The organism is Streptomyces sp. NPDC053079, assembly GCF_044546695.1.
Taxonomy (GTDB): Bacteria; Actinomycetota; Actinomycetes; order Streptomycetales; family Streptomycetaceae; genus Streptomyces.
This window is the reverse complement of record NZ_JBITZJ010000006.1, coordinates 250,032-271,240: the sequence shown is the minus strand read 5'-3', so window position 1 is coordinate 271,240 and position 21,209 is coordinate 250,032. Positions and strand designations below refer to the sequence as shown.

The window sequence follows — 21,209 nt, the reverse complement described above, 5'->3', positions numbered from 1 at the left end:
CGAGTACAAACAGGGAGCAACCGGAATGGGTTCGGTTCGCGTAGCGATCGTCGGTGTGGGCAACTGCTCCGCCTCGCTGGTGCAGGGCGTCGAGTACTACAAGGACGCCGACCCGAATGGCCGCGTGCCGGGTCTGATGCACGTGCAGTTCGGCGACTACCACGTCCGCGACGTGGAGTTCGTGGCCGCTTTCGACGTTGACGCGAAGAAGGTCGGCCTGGACCTCGCGGACGCCATCGGCGCCAGCGAGAACAACACCATCAAGATCTGCGACGTGCCGTCGACCGGCGTCACCGTCCAGCGCGGCCACACCCTCGACGGCCTGGGCAAGTACTACCGCCAGACCATCGAGGAGTCCACCGAGGCCCCCGTCGACGTCGTCCAGGTCCTCAAGGACAAGCAGGTCGACGTTCTGGTCTGCTACCTGCCCGTGGGCTCCGAGGACGCCGCGAAGTTCTACGCGCAGTGCGCCATCGACGCCAAGGTCGCCTTCGTCAACGCCCTCCCGGTCTTCATCGCCGGCACCAAGGAGTGGGCGGACAAGTTCACCGAGGCGGGCGTCCCGATCGTCGGCGACGACATCAAGTCGCAGGTCGGCGCCACCATCACGCACCGCGTGATGGCCAAGCTGTTCGAGGACCGGGGCGTCATCCTGGACCGCACGATGCAGCTGAACGTCGGCGGCAACATGGACTTCAAGAACATGCTCGAGCGCGAGCGCCTGGAGTCCAAGAAGATCTCCAAGACGCAGGCCGTCACCTCCCAGATCCCCGACCGCGACATGGGCGAGAAGAACGTCCACATCGGCCCGTCGGACTACGTCGCCTGGCTGGACGACCGCAAGTGGGCGTACGTGCGCCTCGAGGGCCGCGCGTTCGGCGACGTCCCCCTGAACCTGGAGTACAAGCTCGAGGTCTGGGACTCCCCGAACTCCGCCGGTGTCATCATCGACGCCGTCCGCGCCGCGAAGATCGCCAAGGACCGTGGCGTCGGTGGCCCGATCCTCTCCGCTTCCTCGTACTTCATGAAGTCGCCGCCGGTGCAGTACTTCGACGACGAGGCCCGCGAGAACGTCGAGAAGTTCATCAAGGGTGAGGTCGACGGCTAATCGCCGAACACCCCCTCGCTCGACCACAGGTCCCCGGGTAATCCACCCGGGGACCTGTGCGTTGTGTGAGGCTGTGGGGCATGCCCGTTGTGCGTGATCTTCGCGTTCTGCTGGCGCTGCGCGATTTCCGCCGTCTGCTGGCAGTCAGGCTGCTCTCCCAGGCCGCCGACGGCGTCTACCAGGTGGCGCTCGCCGCCTACGTCGTCTTCTCCCCCGAGAAGCAGGCGTCCCCGGCGGCCATCGCCTCCGCCATGGCGGTGCTGCTCCTGCCCTACTCGCTCCTGGGCCCCTTCGCCGGCGTCCTGCTCGACCGCTGGTGCCGCCGCCAGGTCCTGCTCCACGGCAACGTGCTCCGCGCCGCGCTGGCCACCGTGACCGCGCTGCTCGTCGTTGGCGGGGCGCCCGACTGGCTCTTCTACGCCTCCGCGCTCTCGGTCACCGCCGTCAACCGCTTCGTCCTCGCCGGGCTCTCGGCGTCCTTGCCCCGTGTGGTCGACTCCCCCGAGCGCCTGGTGATGGCCAACTCCCTCTCCCCGACGGCCGGCACCCTGGCCGCGACGGCGGGCGGCGGCCTCGCCTTCGTCGTACGTCTCGCCTCGTCCGACGGCGCCGCCTCCGACGCCTGGGCCGTGCTCCTCGCCGCGGCGCTGTACCTGTGCGCCGGACTCTGGTCCCTGCGCATGCCCGTGGACCTGCTGGGCCCCGACGCCTCGGCTCCCCGCGCACGGGTGCGCACCGCCCTGGCGATCGCCACGCGCGGCCTGGCCGAGGGACTGCGCCATCTGGCGCAACGCCGGACCGCCGCCCGGGCGCTGGCCGCGATGACGCTGATGCGCTTCTGCTACGGCGCGCTGACGGTCACTTTGCTGATGCTGTGCCGGTACGCCTGGTCCGACGACGACGCGGAGGGGCTGGCCCTGCTCGGCTATGCCGTCGCCGCCTCGGGAGCGGGGTTCTTCGCGGCGGCCGTGGTCACCCCGTGGGGGACCGACCGACTGGGACGGCTCGGATGGATCGTGGCCTGCGCCGCGACCGCGGCGATCCTCGAGCCCGCCCTCGGTCTGCCCTTCGAGCCCGTTCCCATGCTGATCGGGGCCTTCGTCCTGGGACTCACCACCCAGGGGGCCAAGATCGCTACGGACACGGTGGTCCAGGCGTCGGTCGACGACGCCTTCCGGGGGCGGGTCTTCGCGCTCTACGACGTCCTGTTCAACGTCGCCTTCGTGGGCGCTGCGGCGGTGGCCGCCCTGATGCTGCCGCCGGACGGGCGGTCGACCGCGCTGGTCGTAACGGTCGCCGTGATCTACGCGGCGATTGCTTGCGCTATGGCCGGATTTCGACGCCGTTAAGTGTCACATCAAGGCCACAGGGCCGCTGTGAGCTGCAGAAATGTCATGGACACCGGATACCTTACGGGCTGCAATTCGCGACCGGATCTCGCTCAGTCCGAAGGGTTTTCCCGTGACCACTCCGCCGCCCCACCAGAACCCGCACGCCCCGCAGGGCGGCAACCCGTACGGCCAGCAGCCCGGTCCCTACGGCCAGCAGCCACCGGCCGGCCCCTATGGTCAGCAGCCGCCGGCCCCGCCGTACGGCCAGCAGCCCACCGCGCCGTACGGCCAGCCCGGTGGCTGGCAGGGCGCCCCGGTGCCCCCGCCGGCGCGTCCGCGCCGCTCGCCCATGAAGATCATCCGGAACATCGTGCTGCCCATCCTGGGACTCATCATCGCGGGTGCGGCATGGCTCTTCGGCCAGGACGACGCCGAGACGCTGCAGGCCGGCCAGTGCCTGGAGAACACGGGCTCCTCCTACAAGCCGAACATCCAGAAGCGCGACTGCACCGCCTCCAACGCCACCCACAAGGTGCTGAAGAAGGTCAAGGGCACCTCCTCCGCCTACACGGCGTGCGAGAACGTGGAGGGCACCGTCGCGGCCGTGACGTGGCGGGAGCGCAGCGACTCCTTCGTCCTGTGCCTGGCGAGCAACAAGAAGTAGCGGCACCGGCAGTACGCCGAGGGGCGGTGTTTCACGTGAAACACCGCCCCTCGCCACATCTGCCGCCTAGTGACGTTTCACGTGAAACATCACCACGGAAGGTCAGCCCTGCTGGGTCGCCCACCACTCCTTGAGCGCGGCGACCGCGGTCTCCCGCTCCATGGGCCCGTGCTCCAGCCGCAGCTCCAGCATGTGCTTGTACGCCTTGCCGATCTGCGGCCCGGGGCCGACGCCCAGGATCTCCATGATCTCGTTGCCGTCCAGGTCGGGCCGGATCGAGTCCAGCTCCTCCTGCTCCTGCAGCCGTGCGATGCGCTCCTCGAGCCCGTCGTAGGCGCGGGAAAGCGCGTTGGCCTTGCGCTTGTTCCGTGTCGTGCAGTCGGATCGCGTCAGCTTGTGCAGCCGGTCCAGCAGCGGCCCCGCGTCCCGCACGTAGCGGCGCACGGCCGAGTCGGTCCACTCCCCGGTGCCGTAGCCATGGAAGCGCAGGTGCAGCTCGACCAGCTTGGCGACGTCCTTGACCAGGTCGTTGGAGTACTTGAGCTTGGTCATCCGGGCCTTGGTCAGCTTCGCGCCCACCACCTCGTGGTGGTGGAAGGAGACCCGGCCGTCCTTCTCGAAGCGGCGCGTCTTCGGCTTGCCGATGTCGTGCAGCAGCGCCGCCAGGCGCAGCACGAGGTCGGGGCCGTTCTCCTCCAGGTCGATGGCCTGCTCGAGGACGATCAGCGTGTGCTCGTAGACGTCCTTGTGCCGGTGGTGCTCGTCGCGCTCCAGTCGCAGCGCCGGGAGCTCGGGGAGGACCAGGGCGGCGAGGCCGGTGTCGACGAGGAGCTTGAGGCCTTCCCGGGGGTGGCTGGAGAGGATCAGCTTGTTCAGCTCGTCCCGGACCCGCTCGGCGGAGACGATCTCCAGACGGTCGGACATCTCCGTCATGGCGGCGACGACCTCGGGGGCGACCTCGAAGTCCAGCTGCGCGGCGAAGCGCGCGGCCCGCATCATGCGCAACGGGTCGTCGGAGAAGGACTCCTGCGGCGTCCCGGGGGTGCGCAGGACCCGGGCGGCCAGGTCCTCCAGACCGTGGTGCGGGTCGACGAACTCCTTCTCCGGCAGCACGACGGCCATCGCGTTGACGGTGAAGTCGCGGCGGACCAGGTCTTCCTCGATGGAGTCGCCGTAGGAGACCTCGGGCTTCCGCGAGGTCCGGTCGTACGCTTCCGACCGATATGTCGTGACCTCAATATCGAAGTTCGATTTGCGGCATCCGACGGTCCCAAAGGCGATCCCGACCTCCCAGACCGCGTCGGCCCACGGGCGCACGATCTTCAGCACGTCCTCGGGACGGGCATCGGTGGTGAAGTCCAGATCGTTGCCGAGACGGCCGAGCAGCGCGTCCCGCACCGACCCGCCGACCAGGGCAAGCGTGAAGCCGGCCTCCTTGAAGCGGCGGGCGAGGTCGTCGGCTACGGGAGACACCCGCAGGAGCTCGCTCACGGCACGGCGCTGCACCTGGCTGAGCTCATTCGTCGACGGCGGGGTGTGGCTGTCATTGTTGGCGTTCGGCACAACAGAAGAGGGTACGTGTCCGCGCGCGCGAGGGCCTCCTCGTTATGGGGCGCTTCACAACAGCTCTCACAAAGCAGGCGCAGCCCGGACAACGGACCCTGGTGGCGATCTTGTAGTGCCCTCCGCAGCACTTCGTCACAGCGGGCATCGTTACCATTCGTGGACGCACCATCCGACGACCACTGACGACGACGAGGGACGGGCGAGCGCGTGGCCGAGGCGGCAGAGTTCCAGGGGACGAGATCCGCTCCTGCCTGCCGGTGGTTCCGGCACACCGCGGTGCTGCTCACCGGGGTGCTGCTGTTCCTGGGCCTGGTGCAGCTGCCGGCGGCCCCCGCCGCGCACGCGGACTCCCCCGGCAACCACGCCATCAGCGTCTCTGTCGACACGGTGACGCCCGTCGCCCCGAAGCAGGACGACACGCTCACCGTCTCGGGCACGGTCACCAACGGCGGAAAGTCGGCGATCACCGGCGCCCATGTGGGTCTGCGGGTGGGCCCGCAGATCAGCACGCGCAGCGACATAGACGATCTGGGCGACCGGACGCCGTTCTCGCCGGGCACCGACGGCTCGGAGGTGGGCGGCAACCACGCGCAGAAGCTCGACGCGCTGGCTCCCGGCGTCAGCCGGGACTTCACGCTCACCGTGCCGGTCAAGGACCTCGCCCTCGGCAAGGACGGCGTCTACCAGCTCGGCGTCACCCTCTCCGGCCAGACCGCCGGCCATCCGTACGAGCAGGTCCTGAGCATCCGGCGGACGCTGCTGCCCTGGCAGCCGTCCGGGACCGACGGCAAGAAGACCCAGCTGACCTTCCTGTGGCCGCTGGTCTCCGCCACGCACCTGACCGCCCGCACCGAGTCCGACCAGCAGCAGACGCCGGTCTTCCCCAACGACGACCTGGCGGCGGAGCTGGCTCCGGGCGGCCGGCTGCAGCAGCTGGTGGCCCTGGGCAAGGGGCTGCCGATCACCTGGGTGATCGACCCGGACCTCCTCGCCACGGTCGAGGCGATGACCAAGCGCTACCAGGTCGCCGGGCCGAACGACCAGAACACCCCCGGCCGGGGCCAGGCGGTCGCCAAGCAGTGGCTCAACCAGCTCCAGGAAGCCGTCACGAACCGCCAGGTGGTGGCGCTGCCCTTCGGTGACCCGGACCTCGCGTCGCTGGCCCACCGGGGCAAGGACGTCTCCGGCGCCCTCAGCCACCTCCAGTCCGCCACGGAGCTCGCCGCGACCACCGTGGACACGATCCTCGGTGTGAAGCCGCGCACGGACTTCGCCTGGCCCGTGGACGGTGCCGTCGACTCCTCGATCGTGGACGTGGCCACCTCGGCGGGCGCCCACAACGTCATCGCCCGCAGCGACAGCCTCCGCGAGCCCGGCGCCTCCCCCTACGCCCCCACGGCGGCCCGGCAGATCGGCGGCGGCAACACGGCCGTCGTGGCGGACGCCCGGCTCTCCACCGTCTTCCAGGGCGAGATGATCAGGGCCGACGACTCCTCGCTCGCCGTGCAGCGCTTCCTCACCCAGAGCCTCATGGTGAACAAGCAGGCTCCGGAGAAGGAGCGCAGCATCGTCGTCGCTCCGCAGCGCATGCCCACGGCGAGCCAGGCGCAGGCGATGGCGACCGCCCTCAAGGGCCTGGACGGCCGCTGGACGCAGCCCCTCGACCTGGGGGACGCGGCCAAGGCCCAGCCCGACCCGTCCGCCAACCAGCAGGTGCCCGGCAGCGGCTCGTACCCGGACTCGCTGCGCTCGCAGGAGCTGTCCACCGAGGCCTTCGAGGCGATCCAGCGCACCCAGAGCACCCTCGACAGCTTCAAGGTCATCCTGACCGCCCAGGACCGCGTCGTCACCCCCTTCGGCAGCGCGATCATGCGGGAGATGTCGACCTCGTGGCGCGGCAACCCCAGGGGCGCGGCGGAGTTCCGGGACGCCGTGCAGTCCTACCTGGACCAGCTCACCCGCCAGGTACACCTGATCAACAAGTCCGACGCGACCCTCTCCGGCCGCAGCGCGACGATCCCGGTGACCGTGCAGAACGGCCTCCTGCAGGGCGTACAGGGCCTGCGGCTCGTCCTCACCTCCAGCCAGCCGAACCGACTGAAGATCGACGCCTCACAGCCCGTCGAGGTGGCGGGCGGCCGCCAGCAGTCGGTGAAGTTCGAGACGCGTGCCAACGCCAACGGTCCGGTGCAGGTGACGGCCCGGTTGTACGCCGATGACGGCCAGCCCTACGGCGAGCCGATGACCTTCACTGTGCATGTCACCTCCATCACCCCTATGGTGCTCCTGGTCATCGCCGGTGGTGTCCTCCTCCTGGTCCTCGCGGGTCTGCGTATCTACATCCAGCGCAAGCGGGCAGCTGCCCGTAAAGCCGCAGGTGGCGGACCCGACGACGCAGACGGGGGAGACTCGGGCGACGACGGTGGGCCGGGCGACGACCGACCCGAGCAGCCGGGTGATCCGGCCGCGGAATCCGGGGCGCGAGACGGTGACCCGTCCGGCTCAGGTGAGAAAGTGGAACGTTGACGTTTTGTGGGGCCGGCAGGCCGCGGACGATGAGGTGGGGTAGCGATGAGCGCGCCGTACGACGGTGACCGCGGTCAGGGCGCGGGCGGTGAGCAGCGGAACCAGTACCCGCAGAACCCGCCTGCCCCCGGCCCGGAGCACCAGGGCCCGTACGCCCGGGACCCCTACCTCCGGGACGCCTATGCGTCGGATCCCTACCCGGCGCACGACGCGTCCGCGCAGGACCCGGTGAACGACGCGTTCTACGACCGGACCGTGCCGCAGCCGCCGCCCGGCTCCTACCAGCAGCCTCCCGTGCCTCCGGTCGCCTCCGACCCGCGGATGTGGGCACAGCCCCAGCAGCCGCAGCAGCCCCAGGCACCGCAGGGTCACACCCCGCAGTACCCCCAGGCACCGCAGCCCGAGGCCTTCCCGCGCCCGTACGGCGACGAGGACGCCACCCAGCTCATCGGCGTGAACGACGTCATGGGCGGTTCTCCCGCGCCGTCGGGCGGGCAGCCCCGGCGGGACGCCTTCGCGCACCTGTACCGCGACCAGCAGCAGCCGTACGAGCCCCAGCGCCCGGCCGGTCAGCAGTTCCCGGCCGGTCAGCAGTTCCCGCCGAAGTCCCCTGGACAGTTCGTCCCGCCGCCCGCACAGCCCCCGGCGGCCGAGCCCACCCCGGAGCAGGAGCCGCCGGCGGCCCCGGCCGCCACGGCGAAGAGCGGCGGCAAGGCCGCGAGCCTGCTGAAGTCGAGCGCGGTGATGGCCGCGGGAACCATGGTCTCCCGCCTCCTGGGCTTCGGCCGGAACCTGATCATGGCAGCGGCGATCGGCGTCACCACCCTCGCCGACGGCTACCAGGTCGCCAACACCCTGCCGACCATGATCTACATCCTGGTCGGCGGCGGCGCCCTCAACGCCGTCTTCATCCCGCAGCTCGTGCGCGCGATGAAGAACGACGAGGACGGCGGCGAGGCCTACGCCAACCGGCTCCTGACCCTCGTGGTGGTACTGCTCGCCGGCGTCACCACCGTCTGTGTGCTGGCCGCACCGGTCTTCATCCAGATCATGTCGCCGACCATCGCCGATGATCCGGCCCGGATGGACGTCGCGGTGGCCTTCGCCCGCTACTGCATTCCCACGATGTTCTTCATGGGCGTGCACGTGGTCCTGGGCCAGATCCTCAACGCCCGGGGCAAGTTCGGCGCGATGATGTGGACCCCGGTCCTCAACAACATCATCATCATCGCCACCTTCGGCGCCTTCATCTGGGCCTTCGGCCCGTTCTCGGACAGCGACGTCAGCTCCGCGACCATCACGCCGGAAGGCGTCCGGCTGCTCGGCCTCGGCACCCTGCTGGGCCTCGCGGTCCAGGCGCTGGCCATGATCCCCTACCTCCGCGACGCGGGCTTCCGGATCAGGCCCCGCTTCGACTGGCGCGGCCAGGGCCTCGGCAAGGCCGCGGGGCTCGCCAAGTGGACGTTCTTCTTCGTCCTCGCCAATCAGCTCGGCATGGTCGTGGTCACCCAGCTCGCCACCAAGGCCGGCGCGCTGGCCGACAAGGCGGGCCATTCCGGCACGGGCATCACCGCGTACAACTTCGCGCTGCAGCTCTGGCAGATGCCGCAGGCCATCATCACCGTCTCGGTGATGACCGCCGTCCTGCCGAGGATCTCCCGCGCCGCCCACGACGGAGACGTCTCGGCCGTCCGCGACGACCTCTCCCACGGCCTGCGCACCTCGGCCGTGGCGATCGTGCCCTGTGCGTTCGCCTTCCTGGCGCTCGGCGTCCCCATGTCCACGCTGATGTTCTCGGCCGGCGGCGACACCGCGGGCGCCACCAACATCGGTTTCATCCTGATGGCGTTCGGCCTCGGCCTGATCCCGTACTCCGCGCAGTACGTCATCCTCCGTGGCTTCTACGCCTACGAGGACACCCGCACCCCCTTCTACAACACGGTCATCGTCGCCGCCGTCAACGCGGCAGCCTCCTTCGTGAGCTACCTCGTCCTGCCCTCGCGCTGGGCCGTGGCCGGCATGGCCGCCTCCTACGGTCTGGGCTACGCCGTCGGCGTCGGCGTCGCCTGGCGCCGGCTCAGCGCCCGCCTGGGCGGCGACCTGGACGGCTCGCACGTCATCCGCACCTACGCCCGTCTGGTCGGCGCGTGCATCCCCGCCGCGCTCGTCAGCGGAGCCGCCGCTTACGGAATCGTTCAGGTTCTGGGCAGCGACATCATCGGATCGCTCGCGGCCCTGGCCGGTGGTGGACTGATCCTGATCGCCGTCTTCTACATCGCCGCGAAGCGGATGCGGATCGACGAGTTGACCGCCATGGTCGGTATGGTGCGCGGCCGGCTCGGTCGCTGACCGGAGCACAACCATCGCCCGCCGCCGCGTGTCGTGCATAGCGCCGGACTGTGGGCACAATTGTCTTGGCTGTGGACGGCGTGCAACGGATGGGGAGGCAGGAACGACGGTGGCGGAACGGAGCACGGCTGCCGTCGACGTGGCCGACAACAGCGGCGAGCAGCCACTGACCGCCGCGGCGGGCAAGGCCACGACCGACGGGGCGGCGGCCGATAAACAGGTCAGCACGCACAAGAAGTCCGAGCGCGCGGAGAGCGAGAGCCCCGCGCGCGACGCACAATCGCCGGAGTTGCACAGCGGCCACAAGCTCGCCAGAAGGTACCGCTTGGAGGAGTGCGTCACCCGTCTGGAGGGATTCAGCAGCTGGCGTGCCGTCGACGAGAAGCTGCGCCGCGCCGTCGGCGTCCACCTGCTGCCCGCCGACCACCCCCGCGCCCGCCCGGTGCTCGCCGCCGCCCGGTCCGCCGCGCTCCTCGGCGACCCGCGCTTCGTCCAGGTCCTCGACGCCGTCGAGGAGAACGACCTCGTCTACGTCGTCCACGAGTGGCTGCCGGACGCCACCGAGCTGACGCCCGTCCTCGCCTCCGGACCTCTCGAGCCCCACGAGGCCTATCAGCTGGTCAACCAGGTGTCCCAGGCGATGGCCGCCGCCCACCGCGAGGGCCTCGCGCACCTGCGCCTCAACCCGGGCTCCGTCCTGCGCACCGGCACCGGCCAGTACCGCATCCGCGGGCTCGCCGTCATGGCCGCTCTGCGGGGCATCAGCTCCGAGCACCCCCAGCGGACCGACACCGAGGCCATCGGCGCGCTCCTGTACGCGGCGCTGACCCAGCGCTGGCCGTACGAGAGCAACGCCCACGGCCTGTCGGGGCTGCCCAAGGGCGTCGGTCTCATCGCACCCGACCAGGTCCGCGCCGGAGTGCACCGGGGCCTCTCCGAGCTCGCCATGCGCGCCCTCGTCAACGACGGGGCCACCGCGTCGCGCCAGGAGAAGCCCTGCACCACGCCGGAGGAGCTGGCCAAGGCCGTCGCCGCGATGCCGCGCATCCGGCCCCCGGAGTCGGCCTACAGCGCCCCGCCGGCCTACTCGCGCCCGTCGGTTCCCCGCAACGGGGGACCGGTCCACCCGCTGCCGGTGGCACCGCCGCCCCCGCTCCAGAGCCGCACCGGCCGCGCCCTCAAGTGGAGCGTCTCGGCCCTGCTCATCGCGGCGCTGGGACTGGGCAGCTGGCAGCTCGCGGACACGCTCCTCAAGGACGGCGAGAAGGACACTCCGCGGTCCCAGTCCTCCGGGGACGACACGCCCGGAAGGCCCACGAACAAGCCCATTACGATCACGAACGCCGCGGAGTACGCCCCGGACCACGTTCCCCAGGACAAGGACCCGGTCCAGCGGACGTACGACAACAACTCCAAGACGTACTGGCGCACGGCTTCCTTCAAGGACGGACCGTCGATCGTCCGGTACAAGGGGGGCATCGGCATCGTCTACGACCTGGGGTCGAAGCAGCAGGTCAGTGCCGCCACCGTGGACCTTCGTTACCCGGGTGACCACACCGAGGCCTCGCTCTACGCGGTCGACTCGCTGTCCCCGTCGGGGCCGGTGTCAGGCATGCAGAAGCTCTCCAGCGGCACGACCACCATGAAGACCTTGAAGCTCACGCTCCAGAAGCCTGTGGAAACGCAGTACGTCCTGCTGTGGATCACGGCGTTGCCCTTCTCGCCCTATGACAGCCAGACCTTCAGCAGCGCCGGGTACAAGCAGGCCATCAACGAAGTGAAGTTCATCGGCTGACCGTCAGGTCACGTCGCTCAGGGGGAGGGCTCGACGGTGGACGACGTCACACGTGGCGGCACGAGCGACGCCGAGCTCATCGCCCTGCACGTCAAGGGCGACCCCGATGCCTTCGGCGAGATAGTGCGGCGCCACCGCGACCGGCTCTGGGCGGTGGCGCTGCGCACCCTCGGGGACCGGGAGGAGGCCGCGGACGCCGTCCAGGACGCCCTCGTCTCCGCTTACCGGGCCGCCCACACCTTCCGCGGCCAGTCCGCCGTCACCACCTGGCTGCACCGCATCACGGTCAACGCCTGCCTGGACCGCGCCCGCAAGGCCGCCTCGCGGCGCACCGCGCCGCTCGCCGAGACCGAGCGGCTCGAGCAGCTCCTCGAACCCCACGAGCCCGCCGACGCCCCCGCCGAGCGCGGCGATCTGCACCGTGAGCTGATCCTGGCCCTGGCGAAGCTGCCCCCGGACCAGCGGGCCGCCCTCGTGCTCGTCGACATGCAGGGCTATCCGGTCGCCGAAGCGGCCGCGGTGCTGGACGTGCCGACCGGCACGGTCAAGAGCAGATGCGCCCGGGGACGGGCACGGCTGCTGCCGTTGCTCACCCATCTGCGCCCGGATCGCAGGGGTAGCCCCCCTCTTGACAGGGAAAGGAACCGGTCGCAGGGGACGTCCGTCCCACCACCGGCAGGACCGAGCGACGCAGATCCAGTGAAGGGCGGAGGTGGGCGAGCGTGACTTCGATGACCGGCACGGATGGGCACCCGGAGGTCGCGGAGATCTCCGCACTCACCGAGGGTGTCCTCTCCCCGGCGCGGACCGCGGACGTGCGTGAGCACCTCGCGGACTGCGAGCTGTGCGAGGACGTACGGAGCTCGCTGGACGAGATCCGTGGGCTGCTCGGCACCCTGCCCGGCCCCCTCCGGATGCCGGCGGACGTCGCCGGCCGCATCGACGCCGCACTCGCGGCCGAGGCGCTGCTGGACGCGACCGCGCCCGAAGCGATCGCCGAGGGTTCATCCGGCGTCGCCGTTTCACGTGAAACAGCGACGCCGGAAACAGCACCCCAGACGGCGACGGCGCGTGTTTCACGTGAAACCGTCGACCGCCCAGCTGGACGCCCACGCGCCACCACCGGGCCCGGACGGCAGTCCCCCAGGCCCTCCGGACCGCGCCCTCGCCGCGGCCGTCGCTGGCCCCAGGCGCTGCTCGGCACCGCCTGTGCCGCCGCCGTCATCGGCGTGGGCGGGTTCTTCCTGCAGTCCGGTGGGGACGACGCGTCCCAGGCGGGACCCCCGGAGCCGAGCCAGAATCAGTCGGCCCCCTCGGTCCTCGCCTACGACGGAATCAAGACGCGGGTGCAGGAGCTCCTGCGGGGAACGTCCAAGTCTTCCGAGTCCCGGGGCATGAGTTCCCAGAGCTCGCCGGAGACGACGCTGCGCGCCCCCGGAACCACCGTCCCGGCCTGTGTGCAGGACGGCATCGGCCGGACCGAGACGGCGCTGGCCACGCACCAGGAGACGTACAAGGGAGAGGACGCCTTCCTCGTCGTCCTGCCGCACCCCTCCGACGTCACCCTCGTCGACGCCTATATGGTCTCGGCCACCTGTGCCACCGCCTCGCCCCCGGCGCCCGGAAAAGTGCTGCTGAACGAGACGTTTCCACGCGACTGATCTCTCTTGCGCACGTGCTGTCGTCCCGCTCGGGAATGCTCGCCCCGTAGGATCCGTTGGGTGGGGTGAGACCCAGCAAGGACCCAGACAGCTGTCGTCAGAGACAAGGAAGACACCCGTGAGCGACGTCCGCAACGTGATCATCATCGGCTCCGGGCCCGCGGGCTATACGGCCGCGCTCTACACCGCCCGTGCCTCCCTGAAGCCGCTGGTCTTCGAGGGCGCCGTCACCGCCGGTGGTGCGCTGATGAACACCACCGACGTGGAGAACTTCCCCGGGTTCCGTGAGGGCATCATGGGCCCCGACCTGATGGACAACATGCGCGCCCAGGCCGAGCGCTTCGGCGCCGAGCTGATCCCGGACGACGTGGTCGCCGTCGACCTGAGCGACGAGATCAAGACCGTCACGGACTCCGCCGGCACCGTCCACCGCGCCAAGGCCGTGATCGTCACCACCGGCTCGCAGCACCGCAAGCTGGGTCTGCCCCGCGAGGACGAGCTCTCCGGCCGCGGCGTCTCCTGGTGCGCCACCTGTGACGGGTTCTTCTTCAAGGACCAGGACATCGCCGTCATCGGCGGTGGCGACACCGCGATGGAGGAGGCCACCTTCCTCTCGCGCTTCGCCAAGTCCGTGACCGTCGTCCACCGTCGTGACACCCTGCGCGCCAGCAAGGCGATGCAGGAGCGTGCCTTCGCCGACCCCAAGATCTCCTTCATCTGGGACAGCGAGGTCGCCGAGATCCACGGTGAGAACAAGCTCTCGGGGCTGACGCTGCGCAACCTGAAGACCGGCGAGTCCGCCGAGCTGCCCGTGACCGGCCTGTTCATCGCCATCGGCCACGACCCGCGCACCGAGCTCTTCAAGGGCCAGCTGGAGCTGGACGACGAGGGCTACCTGAAGGTCGAAGCCCCCTCGACCCGCACCAACCTCACCGGTGTGTTCGCCGCCGGTGACGTCGTGGACCACACCTACCGCCAGGCGATCACCGCCGCCGGCACCGGTTGCTCCGCCGCGCTCGACGCCGAGCGCTACCTCGCCGCGCTCTCCGACCGCGAGGGTGTCCGGGAGCCCGAGATGACCCCCTGATCCACCCCCACCACCCTCCCCACGCAGAACAGATTCAAGGAGACCTCAGTGGCTCTCAAGTCCGTGACCGACGCGTCCTTCGAAGAGGACGTCATCAAGAGCGACAAGCCCGTCCTGGTGGACTTCTGGGCCGAGTGGTGCGGTCCGTGCCGCCAGATCGCTCCTTCGCTCGAGGCGATCTCCGCCGAGTACGGCGACAAGCTCGAGATCGTCAAGCTGAACATCGACCAGAACCCGACCACCGCCGCCAAGTACGGCGTCATGTCGATCCCGACGCTCAACGTCTACAAGGGTGGCGAGGTCGTCCAGACCATCGTCGGCGCCAAGGCCAAGGCCGCCCTCGAGCGCGAGCTGGCCGACTTCATCCACGCCAAGTAAGCGCGTCACAGCCGGCCTGCGTCAGCAGGCGCTGTTTCACGTGAAACAGGCCCGCCCTTCTCCCAGGGGCGGGCCTGTTCGCTTTCCCTCGGACGGCCGCGGAGGTCAGGGCGCCTACAGGGGTCGCAGCGCGGGCTCCTTCTGGACCGCGCCCAGCAGGCGGTCCAGGGCCAGCTCGACGTCCTCTTTCCAGGAGAGCGCCGTCCGCAGTTCCAGCCGCAGCCGCGGATAGCGCGGGTGCGGCCGTACCGTCTTGAAGCCGACGGCCAGAAGGTGGTCGGCGGGCAGCACACAGGCCGGCTCTTTCCAGCGGGCGTCCCCGAACGCCTCGATCGCCTTGAAGCCCCGCCGGAGCACATCCTTTGCGACGGTCTGCACCATCACCCGGCCCAGGCCCTGGCCCTGGTAGGCCGGCATCAGCCAGGCGGTCATCAGCTGCACGGCGTCCGCGGCCACCGGACTGGTGGGGAACGCCGTGGAGCGTGGCACGTAGGCGGGGGGAGCGTAGAGCACGAAGCCCACCGGCACATCGTCGACGTAGACCACACGGCCGCAGGAGCCCCACTCCAGCAGGACCGCGGAGATCCAGGCTTCCTTCTCCAGCTCCGGGCGTCCGGCTCTCAGCGCGGCTTCGCCGCTGACGGGGTCCAGCTCCCAGAAGACGCACGCACGACAGCGCTTGGGAAGGTCCGGGAGGTTGTCCAGCGTGAGCGGTACGAGCCGTCGCCCCATGCAGCCAGTTCCTCACTTCCGTCGCGTGCCACGCTCCGGGCGGCGCTCAGCGCACTGAACTCCTTGAGAAGGCTGCCGACGAATCCGCCGACCGCTCCCAAGCTCAGACCCGCTGCCACCAGTCCGGTCCGGCTCACCGTTCGCATGGCCCCGCCCCTCCGTGAACTGTGTCCAACGTGGATGTGCCATACCCAACGCATCGTATCCGGAGGTCGATTGAGCGGATAGCCGGACAAGGCAAAGGGCGGGTTGTGTCCACGCGAGGTTCCACGTGAAACACAACCCGCCCGAGGCGAGCGCCGTAAAGGTCCCTAGTCCGTGCTGTCGCCGTCCCCGTCGGAGAGCTTCTGCTCCAGCACCCGCCCCTCGCCGGGGGCCAGCGTGCCCAGAATCCGCTCCAGATCATCCATCGAGGCGAACTCGACGACGATCTTTCCCTTCTTCTGCCCGAGGTCCACCTTCACCCGGGTCTCGAAGCGGTCCGACAGTCGCGAGGCCAGATCGCTGAGCGCGGGGGCGACCCGGGCACCGGCCCGGGGGCCCTTGCCCTTCCCCGTGCTCTTCGGACGCGACCCCATCAGGGTCACGATCTCCTCCACCGCACGCACCGACAGCCCCTCGGCCACGATGCGATGGGCGAGCCGGTCCTGCTCCTCCGAATCGTCGATGGAGAGCAGGGCACGGGCGTGACCGGCGGAAAGCACTCCCGCCGCCACCCTTCGCTGCACGGCCGGTGAGAGCTTCAGCAGACGCAGGGTGTTGGAGACCTGGGGACGCGAACGCCCGATGCGGTCCGCCAGCTCGTCATGCGTGCAGTTGAAGTCCTTGAGCAGCTGGTCGTAGGCGGCAGCCTCTTCCAGCGGGTTCAGCTGAGCCCGGTGCAGATTCTCCAGGAGCGCGTCCAGCAGAAGCTTCTCGTCATCCGTCGCCCGGATGATGGAGGGGATCCGCTCCAGCCCGGCCTCACGGCAGGCGCGCAAGCGACGCTCGCCCATGATGAGCTCATAGCGCTCCGGCGCCAGTTGACGCACCACCACGGGCTGCAGCAGGCCGACCTCGCGGATGGAGGTGACCAGTTCGGCGAGGGCGTCGTCGTCGAAGACCTTACGGGGCTGCCGGGAGTTGGGCGTGATGGAGTCCAGGGGCAGCTCGGCGAAGTGCGCACCCGCCACCGGCTCCCCGGCCGGCGAGCCGGCCTCCGTTTCACGTGAAACGGAGCCATACGCCTGAGGGCCATCCACGTGCGTTTCACGGGGAAGGGTGACCCCGTCCACCGTCATCGTGGTCGCCGTACCGGCCGTCCCCCGCTCCGCCGTCAGCACCGGCACCATGGTCGGGGACGTCACGCCGGACCCTACGGCCGGTCCGCTCTTCTCCGCGCCCTTCGGTGCCGGCGGGATCAGCGCACCGAGCCCCCGGCCCAGTCCTCTACGTCGCTCACTCACTGAAGCCCCTCCGACATACTGTGCTGGTCTTGCTGTTGCTGGCGGCCCACCGTGTGAGCCCTGGCGCCTTCGTAGTGCACGCCGACCCCCCGTAGCGCGATCTCCCGGGCCGCCTCCAGATAGGACAGCGCCCCACTGGAACCCGGGTCGTACGTAAGAACTGTCTGCCCATAGCTGGGCGCCTCGGAGATGCGGACCGAGCGCGGGATGCTGGTCCGCAGCACCTCCTGGCCGAAGTGTGTGCGTACCTCGTCGGCGACCTGCGAGGCGAGCCGGGTCCGGCCGTCGTACATCGTCAGCAGGATCGTCGACACATGGAGCTTCGGGTTCAGATGCCCCCGCACCAACTCGACGTTGCGCAGCAGCTGGCCCAGTCCTTCCAGCGCGTAGTACTCGCACTGGATGGGGATCAGCACCTCGGCGCCGGCGACGAGTGCGTTGACCGTCAGCAGGCCGAGCGAGGGCGGGCAGTCGATGAGGATGTAGTCCAGCGGCTGCTCATAGGACTTGATCGCCCGGTCCAGCCGGCTCTCCCGGGCCACGAGCGAGACCAGCTCGATCTCGGCGCCCGCCAGGTCGATGGTGGCAGGGGCGCAGAAGAGCCCCTCCACATCCCTCACCGGCTGCACCACGTCGGAGAGCTTCTTGTTGTCCACGAGGACGTCGTAGATCGACGGCACATCGGCGTGGTGGTCGATTCCCAGAGCCGTCGAGGCGTTGCCCTGCGGATCGAGGTCGATGACGAGCACCCGATTGCCGTGCAGCGCCAGGGAGGCGGCCAGGTTCACGGTGGTCGTGGTCTTCCCGACCCCGCCCTTCTGGTTGGCGACCACCATCACCCGGGTCTGTTCCGGCCTCGGCATCGGCATGGGGGCCGTTTCACGTGAAACAGCCACGACCGCGGGGACGGGACCAGGGACAGGCGCTGGTTCGGAGTCGGCGGGGCGGGGGCCGGGGACCGGGTCGGTCATCGGCCCCGCGATGTTGGCGTCGGACCGCAAGGATTCACTCTCCTCGACATCAGGCTCGCAATGAACAGAGCCTGCCATGCTTTCGGGGTCGTGAACCAGCGAGGCCCGTTCTCCTGTGGATGAATCCCGTGGGCCTGTGGACGATCCCACTTCCTCGACCGGTCGACGGTCACGCGGCGCGGCGGCCGCACGACTGCGGCCGATGATTCCATGCAGCAGGGAGCGATGTTTCACGTGAAACACGATGCACGGCACGCCGCGCTACCGAGCCGCGACACTCCGTTATGGATAGTTTTGCCAGCTTGTATGGAGCATTGCATCCGAGGGATCCCCCCTCGGATGCCTCACATCCGGTGCCGGCGCGTCAGCGACGACGGCGCGAGCGGTCGGCCCTGGCGGCCTTGGCCCGCTTGGCGGCGAACCGCACCCCGCCGGGGCTCTCCCCGACCTCGACCCGGACCACGGTGGACAGCGGTTCCACCACGCCCTCGCCGACCTGGAGCACCGAGGTCCGCACGACACCGAGCTTGCTCAGTGCGGCACGGGCGCCCTGGAGCTCCTCCTCCGCCGTGTCCCCCTTGAGCGCCAGCATCTCGCCGTAGGGGCGCAGCAGCGGCACGCCCCAGCCGGCCAGCCGGTCCAGGGGCGCGACGGCCCGGGCGGTGACCACGTGCACCGGATCGACCTTGCCCAGCATCTCCTCGGCCCGGCCGCGGACCACCGTGACGTGGTCCAGGCCGAGCAGCTCCACGACCTCCTGCAGGAAGGTCGTGCGGCGCAGCAGCGGCTCGAGCAGGGTGATCTGCAGGTCCGGGCGGACGAGGGCCAGCGGGATACCGGGCAGGCCGGCGCCCGAGCCCACGTCGCACACCGAGACGCCGTCCGGCACGGCCTCGGAGAGCACCGCACAGTTCAGCAGGTGGCGCTCCCACAGGCGGGGGACCTCACGGGGGCCGATCAGTCCACGCTTCACACCCGCGTCAGCGAGCAGTTCCGCGTAGCGGACGGCCTCCGGAAAGCGGTCACCGAATACCGCCCGCGCCGCCGCGGGCGCCGGGGGGAGCTCCGCTGCCTCTTCCACGGGGAACCGTCCTTCCGTACAACGTTGGGTGGAACTCCGACGTCCGCTGTGAACGCCGGAATCTGAATATCAGGCTGACAAGGATCGGCCCCGCCTGCGAGCAGACGGGGCCGTACACACCTGGAAGTGCGACAGATCAGGCCGGGAGGACGACCACTCGGCGCTGCGGCTCCTCGCCCTCGGACTCGCTGCTCAGGCCGGCGGCGGCCACCGCGTCGTGGACGACCTTGCGCTCGAAGGGGGTCATCGGGTCCAGCTTGACGGGCTGACCGGTGCTCTTGGCCTCCTGGGCGGCCTTGGCGCCGATCTCGGCCAGCTCCTCGCGCTTGCGCGCCCGGAAACCGGCGATGTCGAGCATGAGGCGGCTGCGGTCGCCGGTCTCCCGGTTCACCGCGAGCCGGGTCAGCTCCTGGAGGGCCTCCAGGACCTCACCGTCGCGGCCCACCAGCTTCTGCAGGTCACGGCTGGTGGAGTCGCTGATGATCGACACCGAGGCGCGGTCCGCTTCGACGTCCATGTCGATGTCGCCGTCGAGGTCGGCGATGTCCAGCAGCCCCTCGAGGTAATCGGCGGCGATCTCGCCCTCCTGCTCGAGGCGGGACAGCGTGTCGGTGCCCTCGGCGGCGGTCTGGGGCTGCGTCTCCGTCACGGTGGACTCCTTCATTACTTCTTCGACGGGTGCTTGGGCCGCTGCGGGCCGCCCTTGCGCTGTCCGGACTTGGCGCTGCGGGAGGTGCCGCCCTGCTTGGACTTGGCGTCACCCGGCTGGTCGTCCCGGTCCTTCTCCAGCGAGGTCTTCTTGGTGCCCGCGACGGGCTGGGCCGTGCCGGCGACCTGGCGCTTGGCCTTCGTCTGGCGCTTGGGCTGCTGACGGGCCGCACGGGCGGCCTCGACGGCCTTGCGGGCCTCGACCTCCGCCGGGTCCTCCTTCAGCTTGCCCTTGGCCCGCAGGCGCTCCTGGCGCTGGGTGTAGGCGAGGCTGCCCGGAGTGGGGTTGCGGCGGATGACGAACATCTGCTGGCCCAGGGTCCACACGTTGGTGGTCAGCCAGTAGACGAGGACACCGACCGGGAAGTTGATGCCGAAGACGGCGAACATGATCGGGAAGACGTACATCAGCATCTTCTGCTGCTGCATGAACGGTGTCTTCACCGTGAGGTCGACGTTCTTCGTCATCAGCTGGCGCTGCGTGTAGAACTGCGACAGCGACATCAGGACGATCATGATGACCGTGACCACGCGGACGTCGGTCAGCGTGGAACCGAGCGACTCGACCTTGCTCGCGCTGTCCATGAACTTCGACGCGATCGGGGCACCGAAGATGTGCGCTCTACGGGCGCTGTCCACCAGCCCCTGGTCCAGGACGCCGACCTCGTGCCCACCGGCGATCTTGTTCAGCACCTGGTACAGGGCGATGAAGAAGGGCGACTGCGCCAGAATCGGGAGGCAGCTCGAGAGCGGGTTGGTGCCCGACTCCTTGTAGAGCTTCATCATCTCTTCGGACTGGCGCTGCTTGTCGCTCTTGTAGCGCTCCTGGATCGCCTTCATCTTCGGCTGGAGCGCCTGCATGTTCCGCGTGGCCTTGATCTGCTTCACGAAGAGCGGGATCAGGCAGATACGGATCAGCACCACCAGCGAGACGATGGACAGACCCCACGCCGCGCCGCTGTCCTTGTTGAAGATCAGGCTGAAGAACGAGTGAAACTGGACGATGATCCAGGAAACGGCGTAATAGAGAGGATTCAGGATCGTGTCCACGAATCAGGCTCCTTGGGCGTTGGGCTGAGTCTCGGGCTGTGCGGTGGGCCCCTCGGCGGGGTGCCCGCCCAGTCGGCTCCTCAGCCGCTGGTGCCAGACCGGACGCTTCCGGGGAGGGACGTGGTCGACGCCACCGAGCGACCACGGGTTGCAGCGCAGGATGCGCCAGGCCGTCAGCGCCGTTCCTTTGACCGCGCCATGCACGTCAATGGCCTTGTAGCCGTAGTGCGAGCACGACGGGTAGTACTTGCAGACCGGGCCCAGCAAGGGGCTGATGGTCCACTGGTAGAGCTTGATCAACCACAGCAGCGGGTACTTCACTGTGCGCTCCCTCCCGGGTGACCGGGGCTCCGGGGGTCACCCCCCGGGGGATTGCTTCGCGGCGCCCCTCCCAGCAGCCGCTGCAGCGCGGTATCGAGATCGCGGGCCAGCTGCTCATGGTCCGCCTCACCCGCGCCGGGCAGGGCTCGCACCACCACCAGGCTACCGGCGGGCAGCTGATCCAGCCGGTCACGCATGAGGTGGCGCAGGCGCCGCTTGACGAGATTGCGGACCACGGCACCGCCGACGGCCTTGCTCACGACGAAACCCGCACGCACCGAGGGGACGTTCCCCCCCGGCGTGTGCGGGTCCGTTGTACCGCTGCGTAGGTGGACGACGAGGAGCGGGCGCCCGGCCCGGCGTCCTCGGCGAACCGCGGTCGCAAAGTCCTCGCGCCGCCTCAGCCGAGACTCGGAAGGCAGCACGACCTGGACCT

Annotated in this window: 19 protein-coding genes; 10 read left to right on the top strand and 9 right to left on the bottom strand. The window is 69.6% G+C overall.

The features are described from left to right. Positions 1-25: 25 nt before the first annotated feature. The 3 genes from ACIGXW_RS23485 to ACIGXW_RS23475 all read left to right on the top strand — a co-directional run bounded on the left by ACIGXW_RS23485 (position 26) and on the right by ACIGXW_RS23475 (position 3,103). Positions 26-1,108: an inositol-3-phosphate synthase gene (locus tag ACIGXW_RS23485; RefSeq protein ID WP_071966128.1), complete on the top strand. Its 1,083-nt coding sequence runs from the start codon at positions 26-28 to the stop codon at positions 1,106-1,108. Positions 1,109-1,188: 80 nt separating this feature from the next. Beyond that, complete coding sequence (locus ACIGXW_RS23480; RefSeq protein WP_399574882.1) at positions 1,189-2,457, top strand: MFS transporter; 1,269 nt, start codon at positions 1,189-1,191, stop codon at positions 2,455-2,457. Positions 2,458-2,569: 112 nt separating this feature from the next. Then, on the top strand, positions 2,570-3,103 hold the full coding sequence (locus tag ACIGXW_RS23475) for a hypothetical protein (RefSeq protein WP_071966132.1): 534 nt from the start codon (positions 2,570-2,572) through the stop codon (positions 3,101-3,103). A 102-nt stretch (positions 3,104-3,205) separates the two neighbouring features. Here the strand turns inward: ACIGXW_RS23475 and ACIGXW_RS23470 are convergent, their stop codons facing one another. Further along, a complete protein-coding gene (locus tag ACIGXW_RS23470; RefSeq protein ID WP_399574881.1) occupies positions 3,206-4,666 on the bottom strand; it encodes a CCA tRNA nucleotidyltransferase in 1,461 nt (486 codons plus the stop codon). A 210-nt stretch (positions 4,667-4,876) separates the two neighbouring features. On the opposite strand from ACIGXW_RS23470, the gene ACIGXW_RS23465 reads away from it, so the two are divergent. The 7 genes from ACIGXW_RS23465 (at position 4,877) to trxA (ending at position 14,465) form a co-directional block, all read left to right on the top strand. Beyond that, the gene (locus ACIGXW_RS23465) at positions 4,877-7,195 is read left to right on the top strand and encodes a DUF6049 family protein (protein ID WP_399574880.1); all 2,319 of its coding nucleotides are present in this window, start codon (positions 4,877-4,879) and stop codon (positions 7,193-7,195) included. A 45-nt stretch (positions 7,196-7,240) separates the two neighbouring features. Beyond that, a complete protein-coding gene (murJ, locus tag ACIGXW_RS23460) occupies positions 7,241-9,544 on the top strand; it encodes a murein biosynthesis integral membrane protein MurJ (protein ID WP_399574879.1) in 2,304 nt (767 codons plus the stop codon). 109 nt (positions 9,545-9,653) lie between these two features. Next, positions 9,654-11,339, top strand: a complete 1,686-nt coding sequence (locus ACIGXW_RS23455; RefSeq protein WP_399574878.1) for a protein kinase family protein — start codon at positions 9,654-9,656, stop codon at positions 11,337-11,339. A gap of 36 nt (positions 11,340-11,375) precedes the next feature. Beyond that, entirely contained in the window at positions 11,376-12,065 is a 690-nt protein-coding gene (sigM, locus tag ACIGXW_RS23450) for an RNA polymerase sigma factor SigM (RefSeq protein WP_071966138.1), read from the top strand. 5 nt (positions 12,066-12,070) lie between these two features. Continuing rightward, positions 12,071-13,000, top strand: a complete 930-nt coding sequence (locus ACIGXW_RS23445; protein WP_399574877.1) for a zf-HC2 domain-containing protein — start codon at positions 12,071-12,073, stop codon at positions 12,998-13,000. 118 nt (positions 13,001-13,118) lie between these two features. Beyond that, complete coding sequence (gene trxB / locus ACIGXW_RS23440; protein ID WP_399574876.1) at positions 13,119-14,087, top strand: thioredoxin-disulfide reductase; 969 nt, start codon at positions 13,119-13,121, stop codon at positions 14,085-14,087. Positions 14,088-14,135: 48 nt separating this feature from the next. Next, positions 14,136-14,465 carry a thioredoxin gene (gene trxA / locus ACIGXW_RS23435; protein ID WP_071966143.1) on the top strand — a complete coding sequence of 110 codons (330 nt, stop codon included), beginning with the start codon at positions 14,136-14,138 and terminating at the stop codon, positions 14,463-14,465. 114 nt (positions 14,466-14,579) lie between these two features. On the opposite strand, the gene ACIGXW_RS23430 is transcribed toward trxA, so the two are convergent. The 8 genes from ACIGXW_RS23430 to rnpA all read right to left on the bottom strand — a co-directional run bounded on the left by ACIGXW_RS23430 (position 14,580) and on the right by rnpA (position 21,198). Beyond that, on the bottom strand, positions 14,580-15,197 hold the full coding sequence (locus tag ACIGXW_RS23430; protein WP_071966144.1) for a GNAT family N-acetyltransferase: 618 nt from the start codon (positions 15,195-15,197) through the stop codon (positions 14,580-14,582). A gap of 311 nt (positions 15,198-15,508) precedes the next feature. Continuing rightward, positions 15,509-16,642 carry a ParB/RepB/Spo0J family partition protein gene (locus tag ACIGXW_RS23425; RefSeq protein ID WP_399574875.1) on the bottom strand — a complete coding sequence of 378 codons (1,134 nt, stop codon included), beginning with the start codon at positions 16,640-16,642 and terminating at the stop codon, positions 15,509-15,511. Beyond that, positions 16,639-17,691 (bottom strand): ParA family protein, encoded by a 1,053-nt coding sequence (locus ACIGXW_RS23420; RefSeq protein ID WP_399574874.1) that lies wholly within the window; start codon positions 17,689-17,691, stop codon positions 16,639-16,641. Before ACIGXW_RS23420 ends, ACIGXW_RS23425 begins: the two co-directional genes overlap by 4 nt. Positions 17,692-17,977: 286 nt before the next feature. Beyond that, a complete protein-coding gene (gene rsmG / locus ACIGXW_RS23415; RefSeq protein WP_071966148.1) occupies positions 17,978-18,694 on the bottom strand; it encodes a 16S rRNA (guanine(527)-N(7))-methyltransferase RsmG in 717 nt (238 codons plus the stop codon). Between the two features lie 136 nt (positions 18,695-18,830). After that, complete coding sequence (locus ACIGXW_RS23410) at positions 18,831-19,358, bottom strand: R3H domain-containing nucleic acid-binding protein (protein ID WP_071966149.1); 528 nt, start codon at positions 19,356-19,358, stop codon at positions 18,831-18,833. After that, entirely contained in the window at positions 19,358-20,452 is a 1,095-nt protein-coding gene (yidC, locus tag ACIGXW_RS23405) for a membrane protein insertase YidC (RefSeq protein ID WP_399574873.1), read from the bottom strand. The genes ACIGXW_RS23410 and yidC overlap by 1 nt, the downstream gene beginning before the upstream one ends. Before the next feature lie 3 nt (positions 20,453-20,455). Continuing rightward, a complete protein-coding gene (yidD, locus tag ACIGXW_RS23400; RefSeq protein ID WP_071966153.1) occupies positions 20,456-20,773 on the bottom strand; it encodes a membrane protein insertion efficiency factor YidD in 318 nt (105 codons plus the stop codon). Next, a complete protein-coding gene (rnpA, locus tag ACIGXW_RS23395) occupies positions 20,770-21,198 on the bottom strand; it encodes a ribonuclease P protein component (protein WP_071966155.1) in 429 nt (142 codons plus the stop codon). The genes yidD and rnpA overlap by 4 nt, the downstream gene beginning before the upstream one ends. Positions 21,199-21,209: the final 11 nt, after the last annotated feature.